This window comes from Mycobacteroides salmoniphilum (genome assembly GCF_004924335.1).
Lineage (GTDB): Bacteria > Actinomycetota > Actinomycetes > Mycobacteriales > Mycobacteriaceae > Mycobacterium > Mycobacterium salmoniphilum.
The window spans coordinates 3991767-4007374 of the sequence record NZ_CP024633.1 but is presented as its reverse complement, the minus strand read 5'-3'; the positions used below and the strand labels follow the sequence as shown (position 1 = coordinate 4007374).

At 63.5% G+C, this 15608-nt stretch carries 17 protein-coding genes; 10 read left to right on the top strand and 7 right to left on the bottom strand.

Annotated features, from left to right (window positions below; all coding sequences use genetic code 11):
• Nucleotides 1-8 precede the first annotated feature (8 nt).
• Entirely contained in the window at nucleotides 9-173 is a 165-nt protein-coding gene (locus DSM43276_RS19935; protein ID WP_109555886.1) for a hypothetical protein, read from the bottom strand.
• A 76-nt stretch (nucleotides 174-249) separates the two neighbouring features.
• On the opposite strand from DSM43276_RS19935, the gene DSM43276_RS19930 reads away from it, so the two are divergent.
• Nucleotides 250-606 carry a cupin domain-containing protein gene (locus DSM43276_RS19930; RefSeq protein WP_078328069.1) on the top strand — a complete coding sequence of 119 codons (357 nt, stop codon included), beginning with the start codon at nucleotides 250-252 and terminating at the stop codon, nucleotides 604-606.
• Nucleotides 607-729: 123 nt separating this feature from the next.
• On the opposite strand, the gene DSM43276_RS19925 is transcribed toward DSM43276_RS19930, so the two are convergent.
• The 3 genes from DSM43276_RS19925 to DSM43276_RS19915 form a co-directional block, all read right to left on the bottom strand.
• Nucleotides 730-2343 carry a PE-PPE domain-containing protein gene (locus tag DSM43276_RS19925; RefSeq protein WP_078328068.1) on the bottom strand — a complete coding sequence of 538 codons (1614 nt, stop codon included), beginning with the start codon at nucleotides 2341-2343 and terminating at the stop codon, nucleotides 730-732.
• A 229-nt stretch (nucleotides 2344-2572) separates the two neighbouring features.
• Nucleotides 2573-3016, bottom strand: a complete 444-nt coding sequence (locus DSM43276_RS19920) for an SRPBCC family protein (protein ID WP_078328138.1) — start codon at nucleotides 3014-3016, stop codon at nucleotides 2573-2575.
• 58 nt (nucleotides 3017-3074) lie between these two features.
• Nucleotides 3075-3413: an ArsR/SmtB family transcription factor gene (locus DSM43276_RS19915; RefSeq protein ID WP_078328067.1), complete on the bottom strand. Its 339-nt coding sequence runs from the start codon at nucleotides 3411-3413 to the stop codon at nucleotides 3075-3077.
• A 197-nt stretch (nucleotides 3414-3610) separates the two neighbouring features.
• Between DSM43276_RS19915 and DSM43276_RS19910 the strand changes: the two genes are divergently transcribed.
• The 5 genes from DSM43276_RS19910 to DSM43276_RS19890 are packed head-to-tail and all read left to right on the top strand — an operon-like array spanning nucleotide 3611 to nucleotide 8671.
• Entirely contained in the window at nucleotides 3611-4804 is a 1194-nt protein-coding gene (locus DSM43276_RS19910; RefSeq protein WP_078328066.1) for an MFS transporter, read from the top strand.
• Entirely contained in the window at nucleotides 4801-5331 is a 531-nt protein-coding gene (locus tag DSM43276_RS19905) for a mycothiol transferase (protein WP_078328065.1), read from the top strand. Before DSM43276_RS19910 ends, DSM43276_RS19905 begins: the two co-directional genes overlap by 4 nt.
• Before the next feature lie 38 nt (nucleotides 5332-5369).
• The gene (locus DSM43276_RS19900; RefSeq protein WP_078328064.1) at nucleotides 5370-6899 is read left to right on the top strand and encodes an aldehyde dehydrogenase family protein; all 1530 of its coding nucleotides are present in this window, start codon (nucleotides 5370-5372) and stop codon (nucleotides 6897-6899) included.
• 58 nt (nucleotides 6900-6957) lie between these two features.
• The gene (ppk2, locus tag DSM43276_RS19895) at nucleotides 6958-7824 is read left to right on the top strand and encodes a polyphosphate kinase 2 (RefSeq protein WP_078328063.1); all 867 of its coding nucleotides are present in this window, start codon (nucleotides 6958-6960) and stop codon (nucleotides 7822-7824) included.
• A gap of 10 nt (nucleotides 7825-7834) precedes the next feature.
• Complete coding sequence (locus DSM43276_RS19890) at nucleotides 7835-8671, top strand: hypothetical protein (protein WP_078328062.1); 837 nt, start codon at nucleotides 7835-7837, stop codon at nucleotides 8669-8671.
• An 8-nt stretch (nucleotides 8672-8679) separates the two neighbouring features.
• Here the strand turns inward: DSM43276_RS19890 and DSM43276_RS19885 are convergent, their stop codons facing one another.
• From DSM43276_RS19885 to DSM43276_RS19875, 3 genes are all read right to left on the bottom strand, one after another.
• Nucleotides 8680-8871, bottom strand: a complete 192-nt coding sequence (locus tag DSM43276_RS19885; protein WP_078323212.1) for a hypothetical protein — start codon at nucleotides 8869-8871, stop codon at nucleotides 8680-8682.
• 450 nt (nucleotides 8872-9321) lie between these two features.
• Nucleotides 9322-9759 (bottom strand): PNPOx family protein, encoded by a 438-nt coding sequence (locus tag DSM43276_RS19880; RefSeq protein ID WP_078323213.1) that lies wholly within the window; start codon nucleotides 9757-9759, stop codon nucleotides 9322-9324.
• 59 nt (nucleotides 9760-9818) lie between these two features.
• The gene (locus DSM43276_RS19875) at nucleotides 9819-11855 is read right to left on the bottom strand and encodes a prolyl oligopeptidase family serine peptidase (RefSeq protein ID WP_078328061.1); all 2037 of its coding nucleotides are present in this window, start codon (nucleotides 11853-11855) and stop codon (nucleotides 9819-9821) included.
• A gap of 78 nt (nucleotides 11856-11933) precedes the next feature.
• On the opposite strand from DSM43276_RS19875, the gene DSM43276_RS19870 reads away from it, so the two are divergent.
• The 4 genes from DSM43276_RS19870 to DSM43276_RS19855 are packed head-to-tail and all read left to right on the top strand — an operon-like array spanning nucleotide 11934 to nucleotide 15602.
• A complete protein-coding gene (locus tag DSM43276_RS19870; RefSeq protein WP_109555898.1) occupies nucleotides 11934-12212 on the top strand; it encodes a putative holin in 279 nt (92 codons plus the stop codon).
• Nucleotides 12205-12966, top strand: a complete 762-nt coding sequence (locus tag DSM43276_RS19865) for a hypothetical protein (RefSeq protein ID WP_078328060.1) — start codon at nucleotides 12205-12207, stop codon at nucleotides 12964-12966. The genes DSM43276_RS19870 and DSM43276_RS19865 overlap by 8 nt, the downstream gene beginning before the upstream one ends.
• Nucleotides 12967-13004: 38 nt before the next feature.
• Nucleotides 13005-14408, top strand: coding sequence for a dihydrolipoyl dehydrogenase (gene lpdA / locus DSM43276_RS19860; RefSeq protein WP_078328136.1), 1404 nt, complete (start codon nucleotides 13005-13007; stop codon nucleotides 14406-14408).
• A gap of 54 nt (nucleotides 14409-14462) precedes the next feature.
• A complete protein-coding gene (locus tag DSM43276_RS19855; protein ID WP_078328059.1) occupies nucleotides 14463-15602 on the top strand; it encodes an SMI1/KNR4 family protein in 1140 nt (379 codons plus the stop codon).
• The last annotated feature ends 6 nt before the right edge of the window (nucleotides 15603-15608 follow it).

Below are 15608 nucleotides of genomic sequence, written 5' to 3'. Positions count from 1 at the left end.
GTATCGAGTTACGCGTCGACCTTGGTTGGCCCGATACCCAGCATCGCGAGCAGCATGCGGCACTCGTCGGCATCGTTCGCGTAGGCGGCGACGACGCGCTGCGCCTGGTGGGCAGTCTCGTCGGCCAGCGGCTCGATATCGTCGATCGCGGCTGGTTCGGTCTTGGCTGGCATACACCCATTCTAGGCGACGCGGCGCCGAGTGCTCACATGAGGAATGCCCACACCCCCGGATGGGGTTGCTCCACGCATGACGAGCAGCCAAGGGGATCCGGCTCAGTTCGGTCCCCATGCTCCGGGGTACGCGTGGAAAACGGCCGCCGACGTCGAGCCGATCGAGCTGTTCGCCGGGGTGAGTATTCAACCGCTCTGGGAGGGCGAGAACGGCGCGAAAGCCCTGATCACAACCATTGCGCCGGGAGCGGTGTGGGCCGGGGAAGATCACCATAGCCCCGGGCCGGAGGAGGTGTACGTCGTTTCCGGGGTGCTCAACGACGGCGTCAATGACTATCCGGCGGGCACCTTCCTGCATGCACCTGCGCGGTCCTGGCACATTCCCCAGTCCGAGCAGGGTTGCGTGCATTTTCTCTTCTATCCGGAGGGCTGACGTGTGACTGGGGGCCATGCGGAACCCGCGGGTTTTGATCTGGCTGATTTGTCTGGCGATCCCCGGAACCTGCTCCGCTCGCCGGGGCGCTGAACCGATCGCGCGGGGCCGGCCACAGCGGCGTTAGGCCGCGTTGCTCGCTGAGTGGCTGTCGCCGGAGTTGGCGTGGTCGCCGGTTCCGGAGCCAGCGGTCTTTCCGGTGTCGCCCGTCGCCTTGGTGGTGCTCGTGTTTGTGTCGGTGCTACCACCGGTGGTGCTGGGTGCCTTGCCGATGCCCAGGCCGGGAATCGACTTGAGGCTGTCTCTGATGGACGGAAGTTTCGCGGTTTTCGGTGTCGTCCCGGGCCGTGCTGCGGGAAGTTTCGGAAGCCGCAGGGTGGGCTTCGTGGTGTCCTTCGGCTTGGCGGTGTCCTTGACGGACGTCAATGTGGGCTTCTCATCCGGCGTTGCTTCCGGCTTTGTCTCCGGCTGTAGCGCGGGGGCGGAGCTCACGATTTCCGGTGTCGCCGCGGTGGTGGCGCTGACCGCGATAGCGGTGGGATCGGTGACCTTGGCCGGCGCCGGCGGAGTGGTCGGCCCGGACGTGGTAAGGGTGAGGACTGTTTCCTTGGGGGCCTCGGGTGTCCGGGCTGCGGGCGGCGTGGCCTTCGCGGGATCAGCCTGGGGGACAGGTGGATTGGTCGGCTTGTCGGCCGGTGCGGGTTGCTTGGGCGCCGCACCGGGCAGTCCGTTCTGGAAGTTCTCGGCGCCTTCCTCGATGGCGCCGGGGAGCTTCTTGAATGCGTCGACGATGTTCTTCGGCGGAGTGAAGATACTGAACGGTGTGACGGTGCCTGGGCTGGTCTCGCGGTCGTAGGCCATGTCGATGAACAGCCGCAGAGTGGGTTCGATGGCATCGAGTACGAAGGACGCGCCGATCGGATTGGTGAGATCGCGCAGCGGTTGCAGCAGCGGGAGATGTTCGGCGCGAACCAGGTAGTAGGTGGTGTTGCCGACCTGTGTCTTGATCACTTTGTTGGGATCATCGAGCGAGGCAGGGTCGACCTCGTCGTAGTACTTGTCGGGATGCGCATACTGAATCGCCGCAATCGAATTCGCGAGTGCGAGCGGATTGAAGTAGGCAGGGAAGTCTCCGTAGGTGTCGTACTCGGTGTTGATCACCGTCGACCTGATAGGTCCGGGTTCCAGGGCGCCGTCGGACTCGATGTCGACGAACGGAACCTTCAGCCAAGGGAACCGGGCGAAGATTCCGCCATTCGGCGTATTGGCGCTGCCCAGGAACACAAAATCTATGTCGGCGTTGGGATCGTTCTCTGCGAGCTGTCGATACGACTTGTTGGCCGCCACCGCACCCAGGGAGTAGGCGACGACGGTGACGTGTCCGGCGGGGGCCTGATCGATCGCCGCATTGAGGTTGGCGTTGCCTTCGGTTACCGATGTCTTGAAGGTGGGCGCGGTGATGCCGCTGACCGGCCAGACGGCGCCCGGATATGACACTGGCTGGTAGATGTCGGACCCGGTGACGAACTTATGGCCGATCTTGGCGGGGATGTTGGCGCTGGCGCCGTCGTTATTGCCGCCGACTCCGATGACATAGGACACGAGCGTCGAGGCGATGGTTCGCGACTCCATCGCAACCGGTGCCAGAACCGTGCATGTCGCCGCCACCGCGGCCGCAGTGGCTATCGAGCGCTTGAGTGAGTGACTTTTCCCCAAAACCGAATACTGCGCAGCCATCAGGACCCCTCCCGTGCATTCGGCGCCGATGCCAAATGCGGTGGCCTGAGAGTAATTTGGGCAAAGCAATTTCGCCAATGCCCAAATCCCTCAGATCAGGCCACTCGGAGATATTGGCCACTACGCACGTAGTGCCTGTTCAACCGCCATTTTTGGTGCAGATTCATACCCAAATTAACTGGCCGACCCTGGGGTGTGCGAGAGGGGTTCCCGCAAATTCTGCGAGGGCTCAGCCGAGTATCGCCGCGTACCTATCATTGAGGCTTTGCCAGTCATGTGTCATGGCATCAAGGCCGACGACCCGGCCGCGCGGCGTCCCGTTGATGGCGAGAGTGAGAGTGTCCAGGCAGATATGCCAACCGCCGGCATTTCCGGAGGCATTGTCGCGATCGGACATCGAATGCTCGAGGGTCAGCCGGCACCCATCCTCCGTGGGTTCGATTCGCCAGCGCAGGGTGTCGTCCGGACCCCAGCGATGGATGAGCTCGCGAGGTGGGTCGACGGCGAGCACCTCGCCGTCGAGCACCGGATCGGCGGCGGTCTCCTGAACCTGAGCGGCTCCCACGGAATCCAAGGGGCGATCGGGTATGGCGGGCGACCACTGGCGCAACTTGTCGGGGTCAACGAGCCACGGCCAGACCTTCTCCGGCGGATGGCGTAAGTCGCGGGACATGGTGAGGACCCATTTGCCCTCGTGGTCATCGCACGGTGCGAGGGTGGCGGCCAGCGGATTAGTCACGGTTGTCCTCTTTCTTGTTGTCGTGGGTGTCCGTGTCGTTGTCCATGAGAAACGCCAGGCGATCGAACGCGTTGGCCCACGTGCGGTGATAGGGCGTCACCCAGGCCAGCACGGCGGGTAGGGGATCGTCCGCCAGGTGGTAGACGCGGCGTTTCCCGGCGACCTCGACCCGAACTGTGCCGGTGTCGCGCAGGACGCCGAGGTGCTTGGACACCAGCGACTGCGAAAGGTCGAGCCGTTCTATCAGGGTCGTGACATCGGCCGCCCCCTCACGCAAGGTGTCGATGATCCGGCGTCGGGTCGGATCGGCGATCACCATGAAGGCATCCATGACTTCATATCACCATCGCGTCATATGAATGTCAAGGAATATATGTGGCGGTCATGTGGCGACTCGGCCTTGCGTAGCGCTGATCAGTACTGTGGTCAAGAGGTGCCGGTGAGTGCTGCTCGCCGAGGTCGTGGTGGGCGCGCGGTCGTTGGCTCAATGCCCTAGGTGAGGACTTTTTCTTGACGAAGCCGCTGCGGATGCGGATTGCCGTAATCGGTGTATTCGCATCGTTTGGGCTTGTGGTGGCCACCTGGGCCGTGCACCTGCCGACCATGAAGCAGGCCACGGGGATGTCTTCTACGGTGCTGGGCTTCGTGGTGTTGGGGCTCGGGGTCGGCGCGCTGCTGGGCATGCAGCTCAGTGGTGTGCTTGTCGACCGATTCGGAAGCGGTCCGATCGCGGTCGCGGGCGGTGCGGCGATGGCCCTCGGCGTCAACATTCCGCTGGCAGCCCACGCCGTGTGGGTCGCGGGCCTCGGTGCGGTCCTGTGCGGCGTCGCCGTGGGTGTCACCGATGTCGCGATGAACGCCGCGGCGGTCGATGTCGAGCGTTTCCACGGCCGTCCGATCATGGCCTCATTTCACGGGGTGTTCTCCGTGGGCAACGTGGTGGGCGCGGGAATCGGGTCGGCCGCGTTCGCGCTGCACATCAAGGTCTGGGAGACGGTGCTCGGTGTCACCGTGCTGTGCCTGGCGCTGCTGGCATGCTCGGCCACTGTGCTGCTTCGCGACAAGCTGCGGGCTGGCGAGGTAGAGGCGCCGGACACGGTGCCGTACACGCTTCCGCCACCCATGACGTGTCGCCGGGGCCAGGTGCTGACGCTCGGCCTGCTGGCGTTCTTGCTCATGCTTTCGGAGGGGTCGGCAACAGACTGGAGCAGTTTGCACGCGCAGGAGCATCTGGGCGCCTCCCATTCTCAGGGTGCGTTCGCCTTCGGGGTGTTCATGCTCGCGATGACGGTGGGCCGGTTCACCGTCGACAAGCTCGTGGAGCGGGTGGGGCGGGTTCCGGTGTTGCGGTGGGGTTGCGCCCTGGCGGCTGTCGGGCTGCTGATCGTCATCGCCTCTCCGGTGCTGCCGCTGACGTTGGCGGGCTGGGCCGCGGTGGGACTCGGGCTCGCCGGTGGCGTCCCGCAGGTATTCACCGTCGCGGGCAATATCGACGAGCAACACGAGGGCCGAGTGCTGTCGCGGGTTGTCGGCACCGGTTACGTGGCGGTGCTGGGCGGACCCGCACTCATCGGTTGGGTGGCCGATGCCCTCTCGCTCAATACCGCTTTGGTACTGCCGATCTTCGCGGTACTTGTCTGTGGCTGTGCCGCGGGCGCGTTGACGATGACCGCACCTGCGACCAAGGCGGTGCCCAAGCCCGGGCGTACCGTCAAACCATGACGGACTTAGCGGCGGCCGCATCGGCGCGGGAACTGTTGCGTGACAGCTTTACTCGGATCATCGAACACGTGCGTGAGGTGACCGACGGCCTTCCTGATTCCTGGTTGACCTATCGCCCCACGCCCGATGCGAACAGCATCGCCTGGCTGATCTGGCATTCAGCCCGATGCCAGGATGCGCAGATCTGTGCCATCACGGGGGACGAGCCGTTGTGGACCGCCCGGGGCTGGGAGCCGCGATTCGGCCTCGACCTGCCCGCCGACTCCAACGGCTACGGGCACACGCCGCAGGACGTGGCCAAGGTCGTCGCGACGGTTGATCTGCTCAGCGGCTACTACGGGGACGTGCACGAGATGACGCTGCGCTACATCGAAAGTCTTACCGATTCCGGACTCGCGCGCGTCGTGGACAGCCACTGGGATCCGCCGGTCACCGCGAGTGTCCGGTTGGTCAGCATCGTCGACGACTGTGCCCAGCATCTGGGCCAAGCTGCCTACCTGCGCGGGATCGCCCCAACCAACCGGTAGGGATGCGACGTGGGTCACCTCGTGCCTAGACTCCTCTAATGACAACGACGTCTGAAAATCTCGCCACTGCCGCCCACAACGCCGCTCGCGACGTGCGCAATCCCGCGAATGGACAGGTTGTCGGGCAGGTGAACTGGACCAATCCCTCGGATGTCCCCGTAATCACCGCGCAACTGGCGAAGGCGCAGCCGTCGTGGGAACGTCTGGGCCCCGAGGGGCGTGGCAAGGTACTGGCGCGCTTCGCGCAGTGGCTGACCGATAACACACCCCGTATCGAGGCCCAACTGATCGCCGAGACCGGCAAGTCCAAGATCGACGCGGGGATCGAGATTCCGTCGATTCTGGCGATCATCGCGTACTACGCGCCGCGCGCGGCGGAGTTTTTGGCACCCGAGTCGCGGCCGGCGTCGTCGATGGCCATGAACACCAAGAAGATCACGCTGCATCAGCGGCCCCGTAAGGTTGTAGGTGTCATTTCACCCTGGAACTACCCTGTGGCACTTGGATATTGGGATGTAATTCCGGCACTGTTGGCGGGCTGTTCGGTGCTACTCAAGCCCTCGGAGCGGACGCCGCTCTCCGACGAACTCATCGCACGTGGCTGGGAGGAAATCGGGGCGCCGCCGGTGTTCGAGATCGTCCAGGGCGCACGTGAGGTAGGCGAGGCGCTGATCGACAACGTCGACTTCATCCAGTTCACCGGATCGACGGCCACCGGCAAGAAGATCATGGAGCGCGCCGCGCGCCGGCTCACCCCCGTCAGCCTGGAACTCGGCGGCAAGGACCCGATGCTGGTGCTGTCGGACGCCGACGTCAAACGCGCCGCGCACGCAGCGGTATGGGGCGCCATGTTCAACGCCGGCCAGACCTGTGTATCCGTCGAGCGGGTGTATGTGCACGACTCGGTCTACGAGCAGTTCGTCGATCTGGTGGTCGACGAGGTGCGGAGCTTGGAGATTGGCGCCGGGTTGGATCACAGCGTCGGCGCCATGATCGATGAGAATCAGCTCGAAATCGTGGACCAGCATGTGCGTCAAGCGGTCTCGGCGGGTGCTCGCGCGCTCACCGGCGGAGCACGGGTTCCGGGGGGCGGCACCTTCTACGCGCCGACCGTGCTGGTCGACGTGGACCATTCGATGGACTGCATGCGGGAGGAGACCTTTGGCCCGACGCTGCCGATCATGCGGTTCTCCGAGGAATCCAAGGCGATCGCCCTGGCGAATGACAGTGTGTACGGGCTCTCCGCCAGCGTTTGGTCCAAGGACCGAAAGCGTGCCGAACGTATTGCGCTGCAACTTGATTGCGGCACGGTCAACATCAACGACGTGATCATGAACCTGTCCTGTCTCACCGCGCCGCATGGAGGCTGGAAGGGTTCCGGGATGGGCTCGCGTTTTGGGGGCGCCAGCGGTCTGCTCAAGTACTGCCGCACCGAGGCCATCGTCGACACCCGGGTGACACTGCCCAGTGAGCCGCTCTGGTACAGCGGACCGAGCTGGTTGGCTCCGGTCGCGCTCAAGAGCCTCACCAAGCTCTCGAACAAGGCCTTGCGCCCCTTCCGTCGCTGACACCAGCCGTTCACTCGCCGTCCATCGTGGCGACGATTGCCGGGGATAGTTTCCGCTGGTGACCGAGACGATTACCGCCGCCGCGCAGGGCTACACCGTCGACGATGATGATGACGACGATCCGATACTCATTGCGCCTGACGGCGTCGCGGTGGATACCTGGCGGGAAAACTATCCGTACGACGAGCGGATGAGCCGCCAGCAGTACGAGCTTGAGAAGCGGCTGCTGCAGATCGAGCTCCTCAAGCTGCAGAACTGGAGCAAGCGCACCGGTGCCCGGCACGTCATCCTCTTCGAGGGGCGCGACGCCGCGGGCAAGGGCGGCACCATCAAGCGGTTCATGGAGCACCTCAACCCACGTGGTGCCCGGGTTGTCGCACTGGAGAAGCCGTCCGAGCGGGAACGCACCCAGTGGTATTTCCAGCGGTATGTTCCGCATCTGCCGGCGGCCGGAGAGATGGTGTACTTCGACAGGTCCTGGTACAACCGCGCCGGCGTCGAACGGGTCATGGGATTCTGTTCCGACGAACAGCATTCCGAATTCATCCACCAGGCACCACTTTTCGAGCAGATGCTGGTCAATGACGGCATCAGTCTCACCAAGCTGTGGTTCTCGGTGTCGGCCGCCGAGCAGCGCACGCGTTTCGCGATCCGGCAGGTTGACCCGGTGCGGCAGTGGAAGCTCTCGCCGATGGACTTGGCATCCCTGGACAAGTGGGGCGCCTACACCAAGGCCAAGGAAGAGATGTTCTCGCTGACCGACACCGATCACGCGCCGTGGATCGTGGTGAAGAGCAACGACAAGAAGCGGGCCCGTGTCAACGCGATGCGGCATGTCCTGGGCAAATTCGACTACGACGACAAGGACACCGACGTCGTCGGCCAGGCCGATCCGCTGATCCTGGGACGCGCGCTCACGGACTAACCTCGACGGGATGCGCTTCCTGTTCGCGGTCCTGCTGTGGCTGCTCACCACCGCCGCACTGGCTGTCACGGTGACGGCGGCCTGGACACAGTCCAGGATTGTCAATGAGAACGGCTACGTGGCGTTGACGGGGCCGACGGCGGCCGATCCGAAGGTTCAGCGCGCGATCGCCGCGGAACTCACCACCCAGATCGTGTCGCTGGGTAAGAAGCAGGGTTCGCGCGTCAACGAGACTCACGTCGCGGAGTTGACCGCTGCGTACACCAGTGGTCCGCAGTTCGGTGCCGACTTCGCATCGGTGAATCGGATGGCACACCAGTGGTTGTTCACGAACTCGAGCTCAGCGCAGCGTGATTCGCAGGGCAGCTGGCAGATCGACGTGGCTCCCATGATCAAGAGCCTGGTGCCGCAAGGTCTTTCCATCGAGGCGCCGGAGACGCTGAAGGTCTCGGTTACGGAGGACAATCTGGCCGGATTGACGCCAGGACGACTAGTGCCGGTGGCACGCTTCGGCCAGCTTGCGGTCTGGATATCCTTCGGCCTGACCCTTGTTCTCGCGGGTTTGACTCAGTTGGCGGTGCGCAGCCGCGCCAAGGGTCTTGCCGGGCTGGGTATTTCGGCACTACTCGTGGGTGCTTCTGGGTGGGCCGGGCTGGAGATCGGTCGCCGTTATCTGGACCGGCCGTTGAACCGCGTCACCGACAATCTCCGCGACGTGGCCGATGGACTGGTCACCCAGGCGGTGAGCAATGCCCACCACTGGCTGAGCCTCACCATGGCCGCCGGCGGCCTGGTGATCGTGATCGGGGTGGCCGCCGGGTTGGTGGGCGGCCTCTTGCGGCGCTGACGTGAACGTCAGGCGGCGTGTGCGTCGCGGAGGCGCTGCACGTCGTGCTCGACACATCCGACGCGTTCGGCAGCGTCACTGACGGACAGCCGACGATCCAACAGGATGTCCAGCTCGGTGGGGGAAAACTCCGGTTCGGTATCCCACGGAGCACGGTCCCACCCGTTCTCGCTCAACCCGATGAACAGGTCGTTTCTCATCGTGCACCTCACGGCAATCTGGCTCCAACTACCGACTATTCGCCAAGCGCATCAATGTGCTCACGTCACGGTCGGTCAATAACTGCGGCCTGCCGGGCAACTTTGCCAAGGCCAATAATTCAGCTAACTGCCAAGCTACCCGAGCGTACTCGATGGCAACAACCCGTCACGGTCACGGATCGGTCTCGATTTCGGTAACGGAGCCTGTGGCGGGAGCGGCCAACCCTCGATATCTGTATGCCTCTGAACTGCGAAATTAAGGATCGCTCCAGAGAGTGCTTGCAGTAGTTAGCACCTGTGAGCTGCAGTTTTGTGGTCAGTTGTTCATGGCGATTTGCGGACCTGAAAACATATTGAGCAAACTGCATGTGTGTGAGTGTGTCGTTACCGCGTGACGGGCCGACTCGGGTAGGTGATTTGCGAGACTGTTCCCACTGGGAGTGACGTACGTCATGACAGGCGCACGGTCACCATGCTCTCACTGGCGGCGGCCCGGTCGATATCGGATTGGTTGAAGCTGCCGTCCGGATTGCGGCGCACGTTGTGATATTTGGCATCTCGCGGCACCCGCTGCAGCAGCTCGGCAAGCGGCGCGGCGATCTGCGGGCCGGTGGACAACTCGGCGGTGCCATCGAGCCGCTTGCCGCGCACCAGGGCGGTGACAGGACGACCGTCGCGCAGGTTCTTGGCCCACGCCCTATCGGTGAAGACGGTCAACACATCGCCATCGCGTACGTAGGTGGCGGCGATGTTGTATTCCTTGCCACTCTTGCGGCCGGTGAAGGTGAACAACGCGATGTTGCCGCTGAGTACGGGGTGCAGCGGGCTGCGGAGCAGGCCCTTGACCATCTTGTTAACCCACGGTGGAACGGTGTTGGATTCGCTCATACGGCCATTGTCCGTCGCGAGTGGTGTCACGGCATCGGGGATTGCCCTGAGATTTCAGGTCAGGGTGCGAGCTGGCGCCAGAGGAACTCGATGGCCAGCGCTGCCTTGAATGCCGACTGTTCGTTGTTGGCCGCACCGCCGTGGCCGCCCTCGATGTTCTCGTAGTACCAGACGGGTTGCCCGGCCTCTTGTAATGCGGCGGTCATCTTGCGCGCGTGCCCCGGGTGAACGCGGTCATCGCGGGTCGAGGTGGTCACCAGAACCGGTGGATAACGCTTCTCGGGCGAAATATTTTGGTAAGGAGAGTATTTGGAGATGAACTCCCAGTCGTCGGGATTGTCGGGGTCGCCATACTCGGCAACCCAGGAGGCGCCGGCCAGTAGCAGGTGGTAGCGCCGCATATCCAGCAGCGGCACCTGGCACACCAACGCGCCGAACAGCTCTGGGTATGCCGTGAGCATCACCCCCATCAGCAGGCCGCCGTTGCTTCCGCCCTGTGCGCCCAGCTGTGTCGCGGTGGTGATGCCCCGAGCCACCAGATCGCGCGCGACAGCGGCGAAGTCCTCGTACACCAGATGGCGTCCCTCACGCATGGCCTGGGTGTGCCACACGGGGCCGTACTCACCGCCCCCGCGGATGTTGGCCAGCACGTACGTGCCACCGCGAGACAGCCACAGCTTGCCCAGCACACCGTCGTATCCGGGAGTCCGGGCGACCTCAAAGCCCCCATAACCGCCGAGCAGAGTTGGTCCCGCCTCATCGGATCCCTTGGCGCGCACCACGAAATACGGAATCGATGTCCCGTCGTCGGATCGTGCGAAGTGTTGGGCCACCTCAAAGGATGCGTCGTCGAAGAACGACGGCGCCGACTTGATGGTGGACACCCAGGCCTGGGTGGCGCTCGCTGTGCCCACTTCACCGCGCAGCAGCGTCGACGGCTGGGTGAATCCTGATGTGTCGAGGAAAATCTCGTCGCCCAGGTCATCGACCGCGACGATCTGCGTGGTGGTGTTGACCGGCACACCGGCCAGTGGTTCGGAGTCCCAGGTGCCCGGGGTGAAGACCAGGATCTCGCTGACCACATCGCGCAGGATCGCGACGGTGAGCCGTTCCCGGGTCCACGCGTAGTGATGCAGGCTCGCATGCTCATCGGGAACGAATACCGGGGTGACGGCGCGATCGCCGGCGAGGAAGTCCGCATAGCGAGCGGCCAACAGCGTCCCGGCCGAATGCTCGGTGCCATCCACAAGCCACGGCGACTTGAGCTCGACGAGGAGCCATTCGCGGTGTACCGATACCGAGGCATCGGTGGGGACGTCGATGCGCAGCAGCTCTCCGTCGACGCTTAACTCGTGTACTTCGGAGTTGAAGAAGTCGGTGGCCCGGCTGATCAGGGTGCGTTCAAAGCCCGGAGTGTCGTCAAAGCTGGCACCCACCATCACGTCTGAGGATTCACCGCTAAACACCAGCTCCGCATCGTTCGGGGATTGCCCGCGCTTCCAGCGTTTGACCAGACGGGGATACCCCGAATCGGTGAGACTGTCGGGCCCAAAATCGGTGCCCACGAAAACGGTGTCCGCGTCGATCCAGCCGATCTGCGTCTTGGCCTCGGGCAGCACGAAACCGTCCGGCACGAACTGTCTTGTTTCCAGATCGAATTCGCGCACCACCACCGCGTCCGACCCGCCGCGCGACAAACTGACCAGTGCCCGGCGGAATTCGGGGCGAAGCGCGGTCGCGCCAGCCCAAACCCAGTTTTCTTCTTCGGTCTCCGCCAGGGCGTCGACGTCGATGATGACGTCCCATTGGGGATCTTCCAGACGGTACTGATCCAAAGTGGTTCGGCGCCAAAGGCCGCGGGCGTTGTGGGCATCGCGCCAGAAGTTGTAGAGGTACTCGCCCCGCCGGCGCACATAGGGGATCTGTGCATCCGTATTGAGAATGGCCAGCGCCTCGGCCCGCATATCGTCAAAACGCGTACCGGAAAACTCGCCGGTTGTTATCGAGTTGTGTTCGCGCACCCAGTTCAGCGGCTCGTCACCGCCAATGTCTTCGAGCCAGAGATGTGGGTCCGGGGAGCGGCGCGCCGACGTCATTTGAGCCAGTGTGCCAGTGATCGCAGTATGGTCGAAGGTGGCCCGGGGGCGGACAGAACACCGAGCAGGAGTTTTCTCGTGATACCACTGCCACGCGCGCAGGTTGTAGCTAGCGCGATGCTGCTGGGGATAGCAGTTGGACTTGTCGCTGGGATGTCTAGCGTGTTCATCGTGCACGAACCAGTGCGGCCCGACCTATTCATTGGCGTTGTCGTCGCGGTACCCAGCCTGATCGGGTTCTTCATCTTGATCGCGTCCACGCGTAAATGGATGACGGCCCTGGCGGCATTCGTACTGGCGATTTCTCCCGGGTGGTTCGGGATTCTTGCGGCGATACAGGTGATTCACAGTGTCTGACAAAAATGCAGAAAACACCGTCGAAAAGACGAGTGCTGAGACCGAGCTCGTGGACGGCACGGAGAGGCCGAGCATCGTCGAGGGCGACCTCGCCGACCCGCTGGCCGTGCCGATCGATGGCGGTAGGAACAGAGACGGTTTGGATACCGCCACCTTCACCGCGTTCTCGGCGTTCAAGGATGACGAAGATCTGGTAACCACCGGCCGCATCGACACCGATGCGTTGCCACTGACTGCGGCGTTCGACGTTGGCAGCGACCACACCGGCGCGATGCCGATCACCTCGGCTGAATCGATGACGCCCGACCCCTATACCGGCGCGGTTCCGATTGTCGCCGACGAGCCGGCGAAGCCGGTACGGGTACCCGCGGAGCGGGAACCCGCCTTCCTGAAGCGCTGGGTGTTGCTGTTGCTGTTGCTGGCGGTATGGATTCCGGCCGGCGCGGTCGGGCTGCTGCTCTACCAGCACTGGTTCGAGACTCTGCTGCCGAACGACCGGACAGTCGCCGTCACCTACGTGCTGATCTGGGTGTTTGTCTGCGTGGTGGTCGCGCTGCTGCTGGCCATGGCTGAACCGCTCCCGATAGTTGTCGCCCTCGCTTTTGCCGTGTTGACGGCGCCCGCGATCTCGGTGGCGGCTGCCGGAGTCAAGTACGGCTATGTGGCGTGCACCGCACCCTCGGTGCCCGGGGTGCAGTCACTGTGCCCGGAACCGCTGCGCAGTTGGGGTATTCAGTACCGAGACCGGGCTTGACGCTCCCCGCCTGAGGTCGTCCTACTAGGGTGGAGTGCGTGACTGCACACTATGACGTCGTCGTTCTCGGAGCAGGTCCCGGTGGCTATGTCGCGGCCATTCGCGCAGCCCAGTTGGGTCTGACTACAGCCATCGTCGAGGAGAAGTATTGGGGCGGGGTCTGCCTCAATGTCGGGTGTATCCCGTCCAAGGCGCTGCTGCGCAACGCGGAGCTGGCCCACATCTTCACCAAGGAAGCCAAGACATTCGGCATCAGTGGTGAGGCCACCTTCGATTTCGGTGCCGCGTTCGACCGCAGCCGCAAGGTCGCCGAGGGTCGCGTGGCCGGCGTGCACTTCTTGATGAAAAAGAACAAGATCACCGAGTACGAGGGTGTGGGCACCTTCACCGATGCCAATACGCTCGCCGTGAAAAAGGCCGATGGCTCGACGGAGACGCTGACCTTCGCCAATGTGATCATCGCCACCGGTAGCAGCGTGCGGCTGGTACCCGGGACCGCGCTCTCGGAGAACGTGGTCACCTACGAGAAGCAGATCATGACCCGCGAGCTCCCCGGATCGATCATCATCGCCGGCGCCGGCGCCATCGGTATGGAGTTCGCCTACGTCCTCAAGAACTACGGCGTGGACGTCACCATCGTCGAGTTCCTCCCACGCGCACTGCCCAATGAGGACGCCGAGGTGTCCAAGGAGATCGAGAAGCAGTACAAGAAGCTGGGCGTCAAGATCCTCACGGGCACCAAGGTCGAATCGATCCAGGATGAAGGGGGCAGCGGTCCCGTTCGCGTCAAGGTCAGCAAGGACGGGCAGGAAAGCGAGCTCGTCGCCGACAAGGTGTTGCAGGCCATCGGTTTTGCCCCGAACGTCGAGGGCTTCGGCCTGGATAAGACCGGTGTCGCGCTCACCGACCGCGGCGCCATCGCCATCGACGAGCGGATGCGTACCAACGTGCCGCACATCTACGCCATTGGTGATGTCACCTCCAAACTGCAGCTGGCGCACGTTGCCGAGGCGCAGGGTGTTGTCGCCGCCGAAACCATTGCCGGCGCCGAGACGCTGGAGCTCGGCGACTACCGGATGATGCCCCGTGCGACGTTCTGCCAGCCGCAGGTCGCCAGCTTCGGGCTCACCGAGGAGCAAGCTCGTGCCGAGGGATACGACGTCAAGGTGGCCAAGTTCCCGTTCACCGCGAACGGCAAGGCACACGGCCTCGCGGACCCGACCGGTTTCGTGAAGCTGATCGCCGACGCCAAGTACGGCGAGCTGATCGGCGGACACCTGATCGGTCCCGATGTTTCCGAGCTGCTGCCCGAGCTGACGCTCGCACAGAAGTGGGACCTCACGGTCAACGAACTGACCCGCAACGTGCACACGCACCCGACGCTGTCCGAGGCGCTGCAGGAGGCGTTCCACGGACTCGCGGGGCACATGATCAACTTCTGATCTGTCGCGGGCTGGGGGGCCCGTCGTAATCTGCTGGGCGGTAAAGGGGGGAACGTGGCGGAACCGGTGGGAATTCAGGCCTGGCGTGAATTACTCGACGCAATGATCGATAACAAGCGGCGGCATGCCTCGGTGGACGACGGTCTGTATCCGGTGACCCACCCCAATCCTGGTGCTACTGAGGAACAACTTCACGATGCCGAGGAACGGCTCGGCCGCCCGTTAGATCCGCAGTACCGTGAGTTCCTCGGTGTGGCTAATGGCTGGGAGAGCTATCATTTCAGTACGAACTTGTTGGGCACCAGCGATATTGGTGTCGGCGATCGTTGGAATGAGACTGCTCGCACCATCGCGCAGTGGTTTGATGAGACCGATACCGCCGAAGACCTGGGTGTCGCCGACGATTCGACCCAGTTCGCGCCGATCGCCGATACCGGCAACGGCTATGCCGGCTGCCTCTATCTCTACACCGGGCAGTCCGATGAAGCACGAGGGGGAAGTGTGTTCCGGCTCGACATCGATTCGCGGACGATGTGGCCGGATCTGTACTCCTATCTACATCACGAGAATCTTGAGCAAGGGATGTACCTGGCCGAGCAGGAGATGGGTCCCCACGCCCGAACCTGGGGGCGCGATATCCGCCCGTCACCACCGACGATGGTCGAGATCGTCGCTAAGCTCGCTGAGCTGACAGCGCGTGTTAAGTCCGTGACCCCTGCGCAGCGTCGTCCCGGTGCCAGTCAGTCCGAATTGAACTTGCTGACATCGTATCTCGGTGCGGCGTTGGATTCCGAACATCGGGAACTGTTGGCGGCCGCCAACGGATTGACCAGCAGCTACATCGGCGAGGTGTTATCCATAGAACAGATCCTTGACGGGAGTCGTTGGCGGGAAGGAATTCTCAGCGCGCAGGAGTTCCATGACGAACTCGAACGTAAAAGCGTGGCCATGTTCGGACCTCGAACGCGCGAGCGGCCGTCGGTGCTCCAGATCGTGGGTTCGAGCTCTGCCGTGCCCTTCGCTGTTGCGCCCGGCGAACTGCTTGCTGTCGGGCCGGACGGCGAGGTCCGTGGGTTGGTTCGCGATGCAATGTCCGAGTTGAACGGCGGTTGGCATCCGCCGCACGGATCTGTCCGTGAGTACTTGTTGAAGGTGTGCGATCACATCTGGGATCAGACCGCTCGTAACCGTTGACCAAAT